Here is a 15775-nt window from a genome sequence, read left to right on the forward strand (position 1 = left end):
GGCCGGGACTTCACGTGCCCCGGCGAGGTTGTCGTGCTGCGCGGAGACCGGGTTCTCGACGCCGTATTCGTCGAGGGAGCTCTCGACGGTCTCGTAGACCTTGCCCGTCCGATCGGTGAAGATGACCTTGGCTCCGGCCGTCACCTCGCGCACGGCGAAGACGCCCGGGTCGGAGAACTTGCCCGCGACCACCACGGCGGCCTCGAAACCCGCTGCCCCACTGGAGATCGCGGCCGCCACGGCCGCCTGCAACGCGGTCAGCCGCAGCGTTTCCAGCGTCACCTCACCGGCCGCGTAGGTGCGGCCGTCGGTATCGCGTACCGCCGCACCGCCATTGCCGCCGGTGCGGCCCATCGCCCCGCGTGCCAAGACCAACAGCTTGTTGTCCTCGGCATCCAGTTCAGTCATCGCCTTCTCCGTCCTCGTGTGCACCGCGTCCCGGCATGTCTTCCGCCGGTTCGGTTTTCGTCTTCTCGGGCAGCGCCTGGCGCACCACGACCGTGTGCACCCGCACCCGGCCGCGCGCGTCCGCGCCGCCCTCCCCCTTCAATTGCAGACCGTGGATGACCGCCTTCGACCCCGGCAACGGGACGCGGCCGAGAGCGTGCGCGAGCAGGCCGCCCACCGTGTCCACGTCCTCGTCGTCGATCTCCATGCCGAACAGCTCGCCCAGGTCCTCGACCGGAAGTCGCGCCGAGACACGGTATTTCCCGTGCCCGATGTCCTGCACGGGCGCGACCTCGTGGGTGTCGTATTCGTCGGCGATCTCGCCCACGATCTCCTCGAGAATGTCCTCGATGCTCACCAGCCCGGCGATGCCGCCGTACTCGTCGACCAGCAGCGCCAGATGATTGCGGCGGCGCTGCATCTCGTCGAGCAGCTCGTCCAGGGGCTTGGAGTCGGGCATGAAGACGGCGGGGCGCATGACATCGCGCACCTTCACCTTCTTGCCCCGATCCGTGTACGGGACAAGGTCTTTCAGGTAGACGACGCCGAGGATGTCGTCCACGTTCTCACCGACCACGGGGATCCGCGAATGCCCGGACCGCACCGCCAGCGACATGGCCTGCGCGGCGGTCTTCTCGGCTTCGATCCACACCATCTCGGTGCGCGGCACCATGACCGCGCGGGCGGCGGTGTCGCCGAGCTCGAAAACGCTTTGGATCATGCGGCGTTCGTCATCGGCCACCACACCGCGTTCACCGGCGAGGTCGACCACTTCGCGCAGTTCGATCTCGGATGCGAAGGGGCCGTTGCGGAAGCCCTTACCGGGAGTGATGGCATTACCGATGAGGATGAGCAGCTTGCTGATCGGACCCAGCAGCCGTCCGATGGCCAGCAGCGGCAGCGATGCGCCCAGCGCCAGCGAATACGCGTGCTGGCGGCCGAGCGTGCGCGGGCCGACGCCGATGACCAGGTAGTCCACCAGCACCATGACGGCGGCGGTGATGATCAGCGCGGCCGCTTCGCCGAGCCAGTCCATGAGCACCGCGGCCAGTAGTACCGTCGCGGTGATCTCGCAGGTCAAGCGCAGCAGCACCATGAGGTTCACATAGCGCGGCCGGTCGGCGATGATGCGCGCCAAGCGATTCGCGCCGGTGCGCTCGGCGCGCACCAGGTCGTCCACCCGGGCCGGTGAGATGGTGTTGAGCGCCGAATCCAGCGCCGCGAACACCCCGCCCGCGGGCACCAGCACAATGGCCAGCAGGAGCAGAACGAACGAATTCACGCGGGATCCAACGGATCACCGGCATCGGTGAATCCGGTCTTGCCCAGCAGCCGGCGATCCCGTTCCGCCAGTTCCGCGCGGCGCTGCGCCTCGCGCAGGCTCTCGTACCAGCCTTCGAGCAGCGAAGCCTGGAGCGCGAACATCTCCTTCTCCTCCTCGGGCTCGGCATGGTCATAGCCGAGGAGGTGCAGGACGCCGTGCACGGTCAGCAGCGCCAGCTCGTGATCCATGGAGTGCCCGGCCTTTTCGGCCTGCTGGGCCGCGAACTCCGGGCAGAGCACGATGTCGCCGAGCATGGAAGGGCCGGGCTCGGCGGCATCGGGCCGCCCGCCCGGCTCCAGCTCGTCCATGGGGAACGACATGACGTCGGTCGGACCGGGGAGGTCCATCCAGCGCTCGTGCAGTTCGGCCATGGTGTCGAGATCGACCAGCACCATGGACAGCTCGGCCGCCGGATGCACATCCATCTGACCGATCGCGAAACGCGCGACGCTGACCAGTTCTTCTTCGGATACCTCGATACCCGACTCGTTGGCGATCTCGATACTCACGGGCTAAGGGTATCGGCCGAGTTCAGTGCCTCGCCGTCCGGCTCGCGGCACGCCGCTGCGCCCGGTTGCCCGGATAGTGGCCCACCTGAGGCGCACTCTCCGCCTCGAAGCGGTCGTAGGCGTCGACGATCTCCCCGACCAGCCGGTGCCGCACCACATCACTGCTGGTGAGGTAGGCGATGTGAATATCGTCGATATCGGTGAGGATCTCGGTCGCCGCCCGCAACCCGCTGCGCGAATTGTTCGGGAGGTCGACCTGGGTGACGTCACCGGTCACCACGATCTTCGACCCGAACCCCAGTCGAGTGAGGAACATCTTCATCTGCTCGGCCGTGGTGTTCTGCGCCTCGTCGAGAATGATGAACGAATCGTTCAGGGTACGACCGCGCATGTACGCCAGCGGCGCGACCTCGATGACGCCCGCGGCCATCAGCTTCGGGATCGCCTCGGGGTCCATCATGTCGTGCAGGGCGTCGTAGAGCGGGCGTAGGTACGGGTCGATCTTCTCGTTCAGGGTGCCCGGCAGGAAGCCCAGCCGTTCACCCGCTTCCACGGCGGGACGCGTCAGGATGATGCGATTGACCTGCTTGGTCTGCAACGCCTGCACGGCCTTGGCCATGGCGAGATAGGTCTTACCGGTACCGGCCGGACCCACGCCGAAGACGATGGTGTGCGCGTCGATAGCGTCCACGTATCGCTTCTGGTTCAGCGTCTTGGGCCGGATGGTCTTGCCGCGCCGCGACAGGATGTCGAGGCTGAGCACCTCCGCCGGAGAATCCGAAGACCCCTCGGTGAGCATGGAGTAGGTGTGCCGCACGGCTTCGGGGGTGACCACGCGATTACGCGCGGTGAGTGCTACCAGCTGCGCCACCACCCGCTCCGCGAGGGCCACGTCGGCGGGCTTGCCGGTCAAGGTGACGGAGTTGCCCCGCACATGGATGTCGGCATCGAGGTGACGCTCGAGTTCACGCAGGTTCTCGTCAGCAGAACCCAGGAATCCGAACACCGATTCCGGTGCCAATTCGATGCTGGAACGAACGGTCCGCCCCGCCGGTCCGGACCCGTCGGCGCCGGCCCCGATGCCGGCGATGGGAGTGTTCTGGTCGCCGATTTCGCCTGGTGTTCTCAAAAGTGGCTATAGCCTGCTTCCCGGTCTCGAGCTCTGCTTCGTTGATGAAAGTTTAGCGCCGCAGACCGACAGCGCCCAGTGAATATGCCGCTACCAGCTGCGCAAACGCGCCGATGGAACACAACCGCCGCGGGTCCGCCGCCATTCCGTCATACACTCCGCCGATGTCTGATCAGTGGATGTCCATGGGCGGACCTGACAGCAAGTGGCCGGTCGGATCGGTGCGCCTGGTGCTGGGTGCCGCCGCGATCCTGATTTGCATGATCGCCCCGATCGCCGGGTACACCGGGCCGCGGGGGGATCACAGCACCCTGTGGGAGCTCGGCGAACACACCGGCCCGATGATGATGCCGCTGCTGCTCCTGGGCACCATCCTGCTGCTGGCCATCGGGCTGTTTCCCGCGCGAATCCAGGGTCCCGCTGTGCGGCATATCCTGGTCGTGGTCACCGCCGCGCTGATCGTGCTCATGCTCTTGGCGGTGGCGGCGGGATTCTCCAACGCACCGGTCCACCTCTATTCGGGCAGTTCCCGTGGCGAGAGCCACCTGGAGTACACACCGTGGTTGTACGTCCTGGTCGCCGGACTCGTACTGATCGTCTCCGCCACGATGGCTCGCTGGAACGCGAACAATGACGGGTCTACCAACGCGGGGTAAGGGCTCCCAGCGCGCCGAGAGCGACGGCGGCGGCCGTGGAGGTGCGCAGGACGGTGGGGCCGAGCAGGACGATGTCGGCGCCGGCGCCGGCGAGGGCGGTGAGTTCCGAATCGTCCAGGCCGCCTTCGGGGCCCACGATCAGAACGACCTCGGGGACGTCGGAGAAGTCGAGTTCGGTGAGGCGGCCCGCACCGGATTCGTGCAGGGCGGCGACGATCGCGCCGTTCGACTTGGCGGTGCGGACCAGCTCCAACAGCTCTCGGGTGGAGTGCAATTCGCCGACATCGGGGATGTAGGGGCGGCGGGATTGGCGGGCGGCCTGTTTGGCGGCGGCACGCCATTTCTCGACGCCCTTGCGGGCCTTGGCTTCCCAGTTCGAGACGCAGCGCAGCGCCTGCCAGGGGACGATGGCGTCCGCGCCCGCCTCGGTCATGAGCTCGACGGCCAGTTCCGACCGGTCGGACTTGGGTAGGGCCTGGACCACCGTGACCTGCGGGGTGGCCGGGTCCGCCACCCGCCGGTTCAGGATTTTCAGTTCCAGGCGATCCTTTTGGGCCGCTACCACTTCGGAGTCGGCGAGGAGGCCGTGCCCGTCGGAGAGGGTGATGGGCTCCCCGACCCGGATGCGGCGGACGGTCGCGGCGTGGCGGCCTTCCGGGCCGTCGAGGACGGCGGTCGCACCCGGTTCGGGGATCTCGTCGAGGTAGAAGACGGTGGCGGCCAAGGGGTCAGCGTCCGCTGAAGGAGGCGCGGAGGCGGGCGAAGAGGCCGGAGTTGTGCTCGGACTGGGCCGAGAGAACTTCGGTGCGTTCGTTGCCTCGGGTGGCCTTGTACTTTTCGAGCAGGTCGGACTGCTTCGAGTCGAGCTTGGTCGGCACCACGATGTCGAGGTGCGCGATCAGATCGCCGCGAGAGGTGGCGCGCAGCTTGGGCATGCCGTGGCCGCGCAGCACCGACGCTTCGCCGGGCTGAGTGCCCGGCGGGATGGTCAGCTCGACGGGGCCGTCGAGGATGGTGTCCACGACGACCGTGGTGCCGAGGGCGGCGTCGACCATCGGCACGCGGATGGTGCAGTGCAGGTCGTCGCCGTCGCGGACGTAGGTGTCGTGGGGCTGTTCGACGATCTCGATGTAGAGGTCACCGGCGGGGCCGCCGCCGGGGCCGACCTCACCCTGGGCGGCGAGGCGCACTCGCATGCCGTTGGCGACACCGGCCGGGATCGGCGCGGCGATCTCGCGGCGGGCGCGCACCCGGCCGTCGCCGCCGCACTTGCGGCAGGGATCGGGAATGGTCTCGCCCGCGCCGCGGCAGGTGGGGCACGGCCGCGAGGTCATCACCTGGCCGAGGAAGGAGCGCTGCACGGTCTGCACTTCGCCTGCGCCGCCGCAGGTTTCGCAGCGCACCGGCTTGGAGTTGCCGTTGGTGCCCGCACCCTGGCAGAGGTCACAGAGGATGGCGGTGTCGACGGTCAGATGCTTGGTGACGCCGACGGCGCACTCCTGCAACGACAGTCGCGTGCGCAGCAGCGAATCCGCGCCGGCCTGCACCCGTCCGCGCGGCTTGCGGGTGCCGCCGCCCTGGTTCATACCGCCGAAGAACGCCTCGAATACGTCGCCGAGGCCGCCGAAGCCGGCGTTGGAGAACCCGCCGCCCATGCCGCCGCCGGATTCGAGCGGGTCACCGCCGAGGTCGACGATGCGCCGCTTCTCCGGGTCGGAGAGCACCTCGTAGGCGCTCGACACCTCGCGGAACTTCTCCTGCGCTCCCGGGTCGGGGTTGACGTCGGGATGCAGTTCACGTGCCAGCTTGCGATAGGCGCGCTTGATCTCCTGGTCGGTCGCGTTACGTGCGACACCAAGCAGTGCGTAATAGTCCCGTGCCACTTGCGCTCTCTAGTCCTGTTTCGTCTCCGCGGCTCACCGTTCGGCGAGCACTTCACCGATGTATCGGGCCACGGCCGCGACCGAGGCGATCGTCCCCGGATAGTCCATTCGCGTCGGGCCCAACACCCCCATGCCTCCGAGCACCGTACCGGTCACCCCGTAGCCGGTACTCACCACGGCCGTTCCACGCATCTGTTCGAGCTTGGTTTCCTCACCGATCTGCACCGTCACGGTACCGGGTTGCTGAGCGGCGGCCAGCAGCTTCAGCACGATCACCTGTTCCTCGAGGGCCTCGAGTACCGAACGCAGCGACCCGGGGAATCCATTCCCGGCGAAGTCGGAGGCATTGCGGGTGAGGTTGGCCGTGCCGCCCAGCACCAGGCGCTCTTCCGGATGCTCGACGAGGGTCTCCACCAAAACCGTGGATACCCGGATCAATACGTCGCGCAGGCGCGGCGGCGCATGCTCGGGTAGCTCGGCCACCGACGCCGAGGCCGATGCCAGCCGTTTGCCCTCCATCGCCTTACCGAGCATGCCGCGCAGCCCCGCGAGGTCCTCTTCGCTGATCAGGTTGCCCAGATCCACCAGGCGCTGATCGACGCGCCCGGTGTCGGTGATGACGACCAGCAGCAGCCGCGCCGGATTCAGCGCCACCACCTCGATATGCCGCACGGTGGACGCCGACACGGTCGGGTACTGCACCATGGCGACCTGCCGGGTCAGCTGCGCCAGCAGCCGCACGCCCCGGCGCAGCACGTCGTCGAGGTCGACACCGCTCTCCAGGAACTCCATGATCGCCCGGCGTTCGGCGTTCGAGAGCGGCTTCACCTCGGAGATGTGATCCACGAACTGCCGGTAGCCCTTGTCGGTCGGGATCCGCCCGGAGGAGGTGTGCGGCTGGGCGATATAGCCCTCCGCCTCCAGCACCGCCATGTCATTGCGCACGGTGGCACTGGACACACCTAGGTTGTGCCGTTCCACCAGGGTTTTCGAGCCGATCGGTTCCTTGGTCGCGATGTAGTCCGCGACGATCGCCCGCAGGACCTCGAGCCGACGTTGCTCGGTGCTCGACATGGGGCCCCACCTCCTCGTTCGCCTTCGGGATCTGCCGTGCACCCGCCGGAAACCGGCACAGCGGTGACCGCGCGGATTCCCGGACATCCGAGATCCAGTTTAGTTGCCGATCGGCAAATTGCCCGCGCGGCCGGGTTCACCCGGGCGAGGGGTGTTGGTCACCCGGGTTCGTTACCGGCCTTCCACTTGATGCCGCAGCCGATGCTCGGGGTGTGTGGTTCGGGCACCGGCTCGCCGGCCAGCACCAGTTCGACGGCCGCGCGCAGCGCCGAACCGTCGGCGGAGACGCTGTTGCCGGGCCGCGCCTTGTCGAATTCGCCGCGATAGGCCAGCCGGCGGTCGGCGTCGAAGAGGAACAGGTCCGGGGTGCAGGCGGCGCGGTAGGCGCGGGCCACCTCCTGGTCCTCGTCGAGCAGGTACGGGAAGGTGAAACCGGCCCGCAGCACCTGTTCGCGCAGATGCTCGGCGTCGTCGTCCGGATAGTTGACGATGTCGTTGCTGGCGATGCCGACGGTGACCAGGCCGCGTTCGCGCAGTTCGGCGGTGACCGCGCCGAGCGCCTGCTCGATGCGCCGGACGTAGGGGCAATGGTTGGAAAGGAAGATCACCAGCAGGGCGGGGGCCTCGGCGAAATTGCCGAGTCCGACCTTGGTGCCGTCCACCGCTTCGAGGTTGAAGTCCGGGGCGGGAGTTCCGATCGGGGCCATGAACGATTCGAGCGCCATGGCACCCATTGTCCGGACGAGCGCCGATCAGTCCATCAGTTCGGCGCAGAATGCGCGAATGTCGGCGACCAGCAGCTCCGGGGTCTGCATGGCGGCGAAGTGGCCGCCGGAGTCGTAATCGGTCCAGCGGACGATGGTGTTGAGTTGCTCGGCGAAGCGGCGAATGGCCGGGTCGCCCTCGAAATTGGCTACGGCCGTCGGCGTTTTCGACAGCGTCGGGGTGTTCGGCGAGTGCAGCGTCTCGTAGTACATCTGGGCGGAGGAGGCGCCGGTGTTGGTGAACCAGTACACCGAGACGTCGGCGAGCATGTGATCGCGATCGACCCGCTCGGCCAGGGTGCCCGCGGTCCCGGTCCAGGCGTGGAACTTCTCGACGACCCAAGCCAGTTGCGCCGCAGGGGAATCCGCGAGCCCGAAGCCGAGGGTGTGCGGGCGGGTGCCCTGGATGCGGAAGTAACCGCTTCCGTCGGAAAGGAATTCGCCGAGCGATGCCAGCCGCCGCTGTTCGAGCGGGGTGAGGGTGGCGGCCACCTCGTCGGGCACCGGCCCGTATGGGATGAAGCCGCCGGTGGCGGCGTTGACGTGCACGCCAAGCACATGTTCGGGGTCGACACGGCCCAGATCCGGGCCGATGAACGCGCCGTAGTCGCCGCCCTGCACCAGATAGCGTGGATAGCCCAGCCGCCGCATGAGTTCGGCGTAGGCGCGGGCGGTGCGCATGCTGTCCCAGCCCGCATCCGGTGCGGGGCCGGAGAATCCGAAATTGGGGTGCGAGGGAATGATCAGGTCGAAGGCTTGGCTGCCGTCTTCGGGGTCGCTGAGCGGTTCGATGACTTCGAGGAACTCCACCACCGACCCGGGCCAGCCGTGCAGCATGATCATCGGTGTGGCGCCGGTGCGATGAGACCGGATGTGCAGGAAATGGATTCGCGCGCCGTCGATGACGGTCGTGTACTGCGGGTAGGCGTTGAGCCGTTTCTCCCAGCCGCGCCAGTCGAACCGGCCGGCCCAGTACTCCGCCAGCTCCCGCAGCTCCGCCACGGGGGTGCCGCGAGTCCAGCCGACCCCGGGAACCTGTGCGGGCCAGCGGGTTTCGTTCAATCTGCGGCGCAGTTCGAGCAACTGCGCCTGCGGCACGTCCACTTGGAACGGGACAATGTCATCGTCGAACATGACGACTTCCTCGCGACCGGAGCGCCACCCAACAGCGGCTCGTATGTTTCGCCAGCCTAGTCAGCGCCGGTCGCGAAGGTGCGTGAACCGGCGGATCGGCGCGTGACGCCGGGCAGATCAGGTCAGCAGGGTGCGCACCACGGCGTCGGCGAGCAAGCGGCCGCGATCGGTGAGGATCAACCGCTCGTTCCGGAGTTCGGCGAGCCCGTCCGCGACGACCCGCTCCGCGGCGGCGCGACCGCCGGCGTCGAGGTCCCGGATCGGAAGTCCGGTACGCAGCCGAGCGGTCAGCATGACGCGTTCGGTGTATTGCTCTGCGGCGCTGAGGTTTTCCCATCCGGCGGCGGGCAGTCCGCCGAGCGCCACCCGATCCGCGTAGCGCGCAGGGTGTTTCACGTTCCACCAGCGCACGCCGCCGATGTGGCTGTGTGCTCCCGGTCCCGCGCCGAGCCAGTCGCCGCCGTCCCAGTAGCCGAGGTTGTGGCGGCAGCGGGCGTCGTCGTTCGCGGCCCAGTTGGAGACCTCGTACCAGCTCAGGCCGGCCGCGTCGAGCCGCGCATCGATGCGCTCGTATCGCGCGGCCAGCACATCGTCGTCGGGCGCGGGCAGTTCTCCGCGCCGCACCCGCCGGGCCAGCGCGGTTCCGTCCTCGACGATCAGTGAATACGCCGACACATGATCGACGCCCGCCGAGAGCACCGCATCGAGGCTGGCGTCCAGGTCCACGTCCGTCTCCCCCGGCGTCCCATAGATCAAATCCAGGTTGACGTGCTCGAATCCGGCCGCTCGCGCCTCCTTGGCGGCGGCCACCGCCCGGCCCGGGGTGTGCGTGCGGTCCAAGATCTTCAGCACATGCTGGGCCGCCGACTGCATCCCCAGCGAGATCCGGGTGAACCCACCGGCGAGCAGTTTGTCGAAGAACTCCGGCGAGGTGGACTCCGGATTGGATTCGGTCGTCACCTCCGCGCCCGCCGCCAGCGTGAAGTTGTCCCGCACCGCGCGCATGACGTCCGCGAGCCCGTCCCCGCCCAGCAGCGACGGCGTGCCGCCGCCCACGAAGATCGTCTCGACCGCCGGGGTCGCGGTCGGGAAAGCGGCGAATCGCTCAGCCGCCGTGGCCAATTCGCCACGCAGCGCCTCGAACCAGGACTGCGGCGACGCGGAGGTCCCCAGCTCCCCCGCCGTATAGGTGTTGAAATCGCAGTACCCGCACCGGGTCGCACAGAACGGCACGTGAATGTAGATCCCGAACGGTCCGCCCCCGAAATCGCGCAGCGCCGGTACAGGCTGGTCGGCGACAGCGGCATCGGCGGACTTCGTCATCACTCAAGTGTGACGAGTAGCCCTCGTCACACCGCACCGGCCCATCCCGCCCTGCGAATCGACCGCGGCTCGAATAGCATCCACTGCCGTTAGGGGGCGGTATGCAGGACGACGATCGCACGGTCGAGACGGTGGCACGGCACGAGTTCGATGCCGGGGCGATCGCGGTGGCGGCCGCCGGTGAGATGCTGACCGGAATGCTCGTACAGGACCCGTCGGCTCGGCATCCGGCGGTCTGGTTCGGGGCGCGGCAGACCCAGCAGGCGTTGACCGCTCGATACCGGTCGGGCGCGACCGGTGCGGATCGTGGTGCCGATGTCGCCGGATGGCTGGCCGCGTTCTGGTGGGCGCTGATCGCGCGGGACGACGAGGCGATGGCGGCGCTCGTGGCCTACCCGGTGCAGCGGCTCCGCGAGTCCGGCGGCGGGGATTTCGATGAATGCCATTACGAGTGGGCGCGAATTCTCCAGGAGGGCAGGCGATTCGGGCCGGAATCGGTTTCCGAGCAAGCTTGGGCGATCGAAACGGGTAACCGGATCGGGGCAACGCGGGCACTGGATCGATTGCTGCGGCCGGTGATCGAGGTGTTCGTGCGGCTCGGCTCGGGCGACCGGGACGGATTCAACTGGGAGCTGGCCAATGCCCTGCGGCGGCATCGGGCCTTCTTCGATACCGCCGACCGGTGCCAGGATCCAGCGGGGCTGATGGCGCTACCGCTGCTCGGCCTGGCTTGCTGGGCACAGGATCTCGGCATGCGGGTCGATGTCGAATCGGATTATCTGCCGATCGGTTTCATGGAGCGGCGGGACTGGTGGCATTCCGCGGAGCTGGCACAAATGCGGGAGCTCGCCGAGACCACCGAGCAGCGCGCACGAGTCGAGCGGCATCGGATCGACGAGGTGCGGATCGTGGACGCCGGGTCGGTCGCGCCCATCGTGTACCCGATTCCGATGCCGCCGGTGCGGCCGGAAGGCCCGAATTTCGTGCGGTCGGCGACCTCGCTGTTCCTGGGCCGATTGCTGGCGGAGGTCGATCCGCAGGGCAACAACGCCACGACTCGGCGCAGCGCGGCCGATACCGCCGAGCAACTGGGCGGACGCTATCGGGCTGGTTCGATCACCACCGGATTCGACAAGAACGACCGGGTCGCCGGGTGGCGGGCGGCGTTCTGGTGGGCGCTGATCGCGCGGGATGCGCCGACCATGGCGATGCTGGCGGAGTACCCGGTGGATCGGCTGCGGAGTTTCGACGACGGCACGCTGTTCGACGAGTTCCACTACGAGTGGGCGGAGGTCTTGCAAACCGCCTGGCTGCGCGGACCGGAGGCCGCGGGCGAGCGCGCAGCGTCGATCAGCACCGAAAGCCGTTTGGGCGCACAGCACTCCGCGGACCTGCTGATCCGGCCGACGATCGAGGTGTTCACCCGCTTGGCGGCAGCCGATCCGGCCGGATTCAACGCCGAATTGGTGACCGCCCTGCGCAAGCATCGCGAGTTCTTCGACAACGACACCTGGCGTGATGATCCCGAGGGCGTGTTCTCGCTGCCGTTACTGGGCCTGGCCTGCTGGGCCGCGGATCTCGGCATCCCCATCGAGGTCGAATCCGCCTATCTCCCCGAGGGTTTCCTGCTCCGGCCGGATTGGGCGCGGTCGGCGGAGGTGTCCGCGGATCGCGGGGCCGGCGATTCCGGCGCGCACGAGACGACCCGGGCCGAGCTGTATCAGCGCATCGGTGCGGTGCTGGCGGCGACCGCACCGGCCGACCGGACCACGGCCTGGCTGACCGCGACCAGGACCGGTCATCGCATGCCGATCACCCCCGAGTACCTGACCGAGGACGGCGAACGCCGGCCCTTCACCCCCGACCCGGACGCGGTACGCGATCTGGCCGCGAGCCTGTCTCGCCTGTACGCGGATACCGTTGCCGCAGGCGAGAAATGGCCGCGGACCTGGACGCTGGTGCTCAATGCCGACGACAGCATGGAGCTGTTGCAGGGCCGGGCATCCGGAATTCCGCTGGGCGCGCTCGGAACCCGCTTCGTCGCGCGCCATGCGGGCCGCAAACCCGTCAACATCGAGCCGCGGTCCGACGCGGTGGCCGATGACGCGGTGAAGCCGCCCGCCACCACCGAAGAACTCCGCGAACTCGTCGAAACCGCCTACACCCGAACCGGATTCACCACCTTCACCGACGCCCACGGCCGCACCGACGATTTCCGCGACCAGCTCGACGCCCTCGCGAATGCCGCCACCGCACGCTTGCAGGCCGCCCTCGCCCCGGCCGGCCGGCAGCCGATCAGCGCGCTGCTCGCCGGCGAACTCCGCCTGGTCGAGCCCGCCGAGGGCAGCCCCGCCACCCCGTCCCTGGCCGACTACCTCGACGCCCTCTGGCCCGCGGTCATCACCCGCAATCACCGCCTCACCGATTTCCTGCTCGGCACGCACGGCCGTCCGGGTTTCCCCCTCGCCGCCACCCGTGACCCCGGCACCCCGGGCGACGATCTCCGCTATCACTGGGCCCATTGCTGGCAGTCGATCTGGACCGAAACCTACTCCGCCCGAACCGAAATCGAGACGGTGCTGTCCGCCGCCGATGCCGATGCCGACGAGTACGCGGCGCAGATCATCGCTCCCGCCCTGCGCATCCTGCACGCGGTGCTCTTCAGCTACAAGGACGAGCCCCACCTGGACAACGCGGTCGTGGCGGCATTGCGCAAGCACCGCGCCTACTGGTCCGCCCACGGACCCGCGGATCCCCGGGGCTTCATCGCCTGGCCCGTCCTCGCGGCCGTCTGTTACGCCGCCGACCGCTACAAACTCCCGGCCGCGAGCTCCGGTTACCTACCCGCCGCGCTCATTCCGGCCGATTGGACCGAGCCGTCCCGCAGGGACATCGTGCAGCGCCCCCGCGTTTCCCACGATGCCGACGGCGACCGCCTCTTCCCGATCCGGCTCGGCGCCGACGGCCGTTGGCAGACAGTTCGTTTCGCGATCTGAAGCGCCGCGTCAGTGATCGACGACGGGCGTGTTCTGGCAGAAGGTGAGCAGCCAGCGGCCGTCCTCCCTGGTGAGGCCGTAGAGCGGTGACCCCTCGGCTTGCAGTTCGTGGTCGTGGTTGAAGTACTGCTGGCGCACCTTGGCCACCGCCACGTCGTCGCGGATGAAGCGGAGGAAGTAGGGGGTGTAGGTGGCGTAGCCGTCCTTGGTGGCTCCGGTGATGACGGAGCGGGTGAAGGCGGAGATCTCGGGGAGACCGTTCAGGAATTTCCCGCCACCGGTCGTCCAGATGGCTTCGGGATGGAAGAGGGCGAGGAAGGCGTCCGCGTCCTCGGCGCGCTGCGCGGCGTCGACCGCGGCCACGACGGCGTGGATGGCTTCGATATCGGCGGCGCGATCGAGTTCTGACGTTGTCATGATCGAATCTTGAAACCTGAACCGCAGTGCAGGTCAACCGTCCAGGGTCGATCACCATTCGATCTATGACTCCTGTCACAAACCGGGGTTGCTATCCAGGGGATTTCCCGGAAAACTGCGGAAAATCTCGTCCGCCGGTCGGAACGACCCGTCTGACGTGGCACAATAAGCTCCATGACTGGACTTGGAGTACGACTCGTGGCGCGACGCCATGTCGACTTCAAGCGTGTCTGTAGCGCGAGCTGTCTGCCCGGATGCCTCCGGTAGATCGGCTCCCATTCTCTCCGGATACGGCGTACGTGACCCGTCGCCGCAAGAGCCGGTTCTGATCTCGGAGGCGTGAGCCAGCCCCTCCCGCCTGCCCGCAAGACCTTCAGGAGCGACCCCCATGACGTCGAGTACCGACGCCACCTCCGATTCCGCTCAGCCTGCCCGGCCCGCCCGGCGCGAACGCACCGTCGGTAAGCCGGTGCGCCGCAAGTCCGAGGGCCAGTGGGCGCTCGGCTACCGCGAGCCGCTGAACGCGAACGAGCAGAGCAAGAAGGACGACAACCCGCTGAATGTGCGGGCACGCATCGAGAACATCTACTCGAAGGCCGGATTCGACTCCATCGACAAGAGCGATCTGCGCGGCCGCATGCGCTGGTGGGGTCTCTACACCCAGCGTGAAGAGGGCTACGACGGCACCTTCACCGGCGACGAGAACATCGACCTGCTCGAAGCCAAGTACTTCATGATGCGGGTGCGCTGCGACGCCGGCGCGCTGAACGTGCGGCAGCTGCGCACCCTCGGCCAGATCTCCACCGAGTTCGCGCGCGACACCGCCGACCTGTCGGACCGCGAGAACGTGCAGTACCACTGGATCGAGATCGAGAACGTGCCGGAGATCTGGCGGCGGCTCGAAGCGGTCGGCCTGCACACCACCGAGGCGTGCGGCGACTGCCCGCGCGTAGTGCTCGGCTCGCCCCTCGCCGGTGAGTCGTTCGGTGAGGTGCTGGACCCGACGCCGGCCATCGACGAGATCGTCAAGCGGTACATCGGCAAGAAGGAATACTCCAACCTGCCGCGCAAGTTCAAGACCGCCATCTCGGGCCAGCAGGACGTGGTGCACGAGATCAACGACGTCGCATTCATCGGCGTCGAGCATCCCGAACACGGTCCGGGCCTTGACGTTTGGGTCGGCGGCGGCCTGTCCACCAATCCGATGCTGGCGCAGCGCCTCGGCGCTTGGGTGCCCCTGGACGAGGTGCCGGATGTGTGGGAAGCGATCGTGTCGCTGTACCGCGACTACGGGTACCGCCGCCTGCGCACCAAGGCGCGCATCAAGTTCCTGGTCAAGGACTGGGGCATCGAGAAGTTCCGCGAGGTGCTCGAGACCGAGTACCTGAAGCGGAAGCTGATCGACGGTCCCGCGCCGGTGCAGCCGGAGCGGCCGATCGACCACATCGGGGTGCAGAAGCTGCGTAACGGCTTGAACGCCATCGGCTTCTCCCCCATCGCCGGTCGTGTGTCGGGCACCATCCTGACCAAGGTCGCCGACATCGTGGAATCCATCGGCTCGGACCGGATCCGGTTCACGCCGTACCAGAAGCTGATCGTTCTCGACGTGCCCGACGACAAGATCGAATGGCTGATCGAGGAGCTGAAGCCCCTCGGCCTGCACGGCCGTCCGTCGCATTGGCGCCGAAACCTGCTGGCGTGCAGTGGCATCGAGTTCTGCAAGCTGTCGTTCACCGAGACCCGCAAGCGGTCCCAGGTGCTCGCGCCCGAGCTCGAGACCCGCCTCGCCGATATCAACGCCGACCTCGATGTGCCGATCACGGTGAACATCAACGGCTGCCCCAACTCCTGCGGCCGGTCCCAGATCGCCGATATCGGATTCAAGGGTCAGCTGGTCGACGACGGCGACGGGAATCAGGTGGAGGGCTTCCAGGTTCACCTCGGAGGCAGCCTCGGGCTCGACAGCGGCTTCGGCCGCAAGCTGCGCCAGCACAAGGTGACCAGCGAAGAGCTCGGCGACTACATCGAGCGCGTGGTGCGCAACTTCGTCAAGAACCGGGACGGCGAAGAACGTTTCGCGCAGTGGGCTGTCCGTGCCGATGAGGCCGACCTGCGGTAG

General features: G+C 67.8%; 14 protein-coding genes and 1 pseudogene. 4 read left to right on the forward strand and 11 right to left on the reverse strand.

The genetic code is table 11. The features are described from left to right. Window positions 1-96: 96 nt before the first annotated feature. The 4 genes and pseudogenes from NI1_RS21200 to NI1_RS21215 all read right to left on the reverse strand — a co-directional run. Window positions 97-408, reverse strand: a pseudogene (locus NI1_RS21200) (cytidine deaminase-like protein); the annotation flags it as partial. Further along, a complete protein-coding gene (locus tag NI1_RS21205; protein WP_067823558.1) occupies window positions 401-1729 on the reverse strand; it encodes a hemolysin family protein in 1329 nt (442 codons plus the stop codon). The pseudogene NI1_RS21200 and the gene NI1_RS21205, both read right to left, overlap by 8 nt. Continuing rightward, window positions 1726-2280, reverse strand: coding sequence for an rRNA maturation RNase YbeY (gene ybeY, locus NI1_RS21210; protein ID WP_067823562.1), 555 nt, complete (start codon window positions 2278-2280; stop codon window positions 1726-1728). Before ybeY ends, NI1_RS21205 begins: the two co-directional genes overlap by 4 nt. Window positions 2281-2302: 22 nt before the next feature. Beyond that, window positions 2303-3370, reverse strand: a complete 1068-nt coding sequence (locus NI1_RS21215; protein ID WP_067823924.1) for a PhoH family protein — start codon at window positions 3368-3370, stop codon at window positions 2303-2305. Between the two features lie 203 nt (window positions 3371-3573). On the opposite strand from NI1_RS21215, the gene NI1_RS21220 reads away from it, so the two are divergent. Beyond that, the gene (locus NI1_RS21220; RefSeq protein ID WP_157535240.1) at window positions 3574-4065 is read left to right on the forward strand and encodes a hypothetical protein; all 492 of its coding nucleotides are present in this window, start codon (window positions 3574-3576) and stop codon (window positions 4063-4065) included. On the opposite strand, the gene NI1_RS21225 is transcribed toward NI1_RS21220, so the two are convergent. From NI1_RS21225 to hemW, 6 genes are all read right to left on the reverse strand, one after another. Beyond that, on the reverse strand, window positions 4049-4789 hold the full coding sequence (locus tag NI1_RS21225; RefSeq protein WP_067823568.1) for a 16S rRNA (uracil(1498)-N(3))-methyltransferase: 741 nt from the start codon (window positions 4787-4789) through the stop codon (window positions 4049-4051). The two genes, NI1_RS21220 and NI1_RS21225, sit on opposite strands and share 17 nt — an antisense overlap. A gap of 4 nt (window positions 4790-4793) precedes the next feature. Next, window positions 4794-5948 carry a molecular chaperone DnaJ gene (gene dnaJ, locus NI1_RS21230; RefSeq protein WP_067823571.1) on the reverse strand — a complete coding sequence of 385 codons (1155 nt, stop codon included), beginning with the start codon at window positions 5946-5948 and terminating at the stop codon, window positions 4794-4796. Window positions 5949-5981: 33 nt separating this feature from the next. After that, window positions 5982-7022, reverse strand: coding sequence for a heat-inducible transcriptional repressor HrcA (hrcA, locus tag NI1_RS21235; protein ID WP_067823574.1), 1041 nt, complete (start codon window positions 7020-7022; stop codon window positions 5982-5984). 158 nt (window positions 7023-7180) lie between these two features. Continuing rightward, entirely contained in the window at window positions 7181-7747 is a 567-nt protein-coding gene (locus NI1_RS21240) for a thioredoxin family protein (RefSeq protein ID WP_067823926.1), read from the reverse strand. Window positions 7748-7774: 27 nt separating this feature from the next. Continuing rightward, window positions 7775-8920: an epoxide hydrolase family protein gene (locus NI1_RS21245; RefSeq protein WP_067823578.1), complete on the reverse strand. Its 1146-nt coding sequence runs from the start codon at window positions 8918-8920 to the stop codon at window positions 7775-7777. Window positions 8921-9037: 117 nt separating this feature from the next. Beyond that, on the reverse strand, window positions 9038-10243 hold the full coding sequence (gene hemW / locus NI1_RS21250) for a radical SAM family heme chaperone HemW (RefSeq protein WP_067823581.1): 1206 nt from the start codon (window positions 10241-10243) through the stop codon (window positions 9038-9040). A gap of 101 nt (window positions 10244-10344) precedes the next feature. Between hemW and NI1_RS21255 the strand changes: the two genes are divergently transcribed. Then, a complete protein-coding gene (locus tag NI1_RS21255; protein ID WP_067823583.1) occupies window positions 10345-13239 on the forward strand; it encodes an Imm49 family immunity protein in 2895 nt (964 codons plus the stop codon). Window positions 13240-13248: 9 nt separating this feature from the next. Here NI1_RS21255 and NI1_RS21260 read toward each other — a convergent pair whose 3' ends face one another. Next, window positions 13249-13656, reverse strand: a complete 408-nt coding sequence (locus tag NI1_RS21260; RefSeq protein WP_067823586.1) for an SgcJ/EcaC family oxidoreductase — start codon at window positions 13654-13656, stop codon at window positions 13249-13251. Between the two features lie 174 nt (window positions 13657-13830). Here NI1_RS21260 and NI1_RS40135 point away from each other — a divergent pair, with 174 nt between their 5' ends. Together NI1_RS40135 and NI1_RS21265 are read left to right on the forward strand one after the other, a co-directional pair. Next, window positions 13831-13923: an Ms4527A family Cys-rich leader peptide gene (locus NI1_RS40135; RefSeq protein ID WP_369690151.1), complete on the forward strand. Its 93-nt coding sequence runs from the start codon at window positions 13831-13833 to the stop codon at window positions 13921-13923. 121 nt (window positions 13924-14044) lie between these two features. Further along, window positions 14045-15775 carry a nitrite/sulfite reductase gene (locus NI1_RS21265; RefSeq protein ID WP_067823589.1) on the forward strand — a complete coding sequence of 577 codons (1731 nt, stop codon included), beginning with the start codon at window positions 14045-14047 and terminating at the stop codon, window positions 15773-15775.

It is taken from the genome of Nocardia inohanensis NBRC 100128, from assembly GCF_001612945.1.
In the GTDB taxonomy this organism is placed as follows: domain Bacteria; phylum Actinomycetota; class Actinomycetes; order Mycobacteriales; family Mycobacteriaceae; genus Nocardia; species Nocardia inohanensis.

Excerpts from the sequence above, each read along its gene's own strand:
- NI1_RS21220 (WP_157535240.1), top strand. The coding sequence starts at position 3,574 with ATGTCTGATCAGTGGATGTCCATGGGCGGACCTGACAGCAAGTGGCCG.
- hrcA (WP_067823574.1), bottom strand. The coding sequence starts at position 7,022 with ATGTCGAGCACCGAGCAACGTCGGCTCGAGGTCCTGCGGGCGATCGTC.
- NI1_RS21240 (WP_067823926.1), bottom strand. The coding sequence starts at position 7,747 with ATGGCGCTCGAATCGTTCATGGCCCCGATCGGAACTCCCGCCCCGGAC.
- NI1_RS21245 (WP_067823578.1), bottom strand. The coding sequence starts at position 8,920 with ATGTTCGACGATGACATTGTCCCGTTCCAAGTGGACGTGCCGCAGGCG.
- hemW (WP_067823581.1), bottom strand. The coding sequence starts at position 10,243 with ATGACGAAGTCCGCCGATGCCGCTGTCGCCGACCAGCCTGTACCGGCG.
- NI1_RS21255 (WP_067823583.1), top strand. The coding sequence starts at position 10,345 with ATGCAGGACGACGATCGCACGGTCGAGACGGTGGCACGGCACGAGTTC.
- NI1_RS21260 (WP_067823586.1), bottom strand. The coding sequence starts at position 13,656 with ATGACAACGTCAGAACTCGATCGCGCCGCCGATATCGAAGCCATCCAC.
- NI1_RS40135 (WP_369690151.1), top strand. The coding sequence starts at position 13,831 with ATGACTGGACTTGGAGTACGACTCGTGGCGCGACGCCATGTCGACTTC.
- NI1_RS21265 (WP_067823589.1), top strand. The coding sequence starts at position 14,045 with ATGACGTCGAGTACCGACGCCACCTCCGATTCCGCTCAGCCTGCCCGG.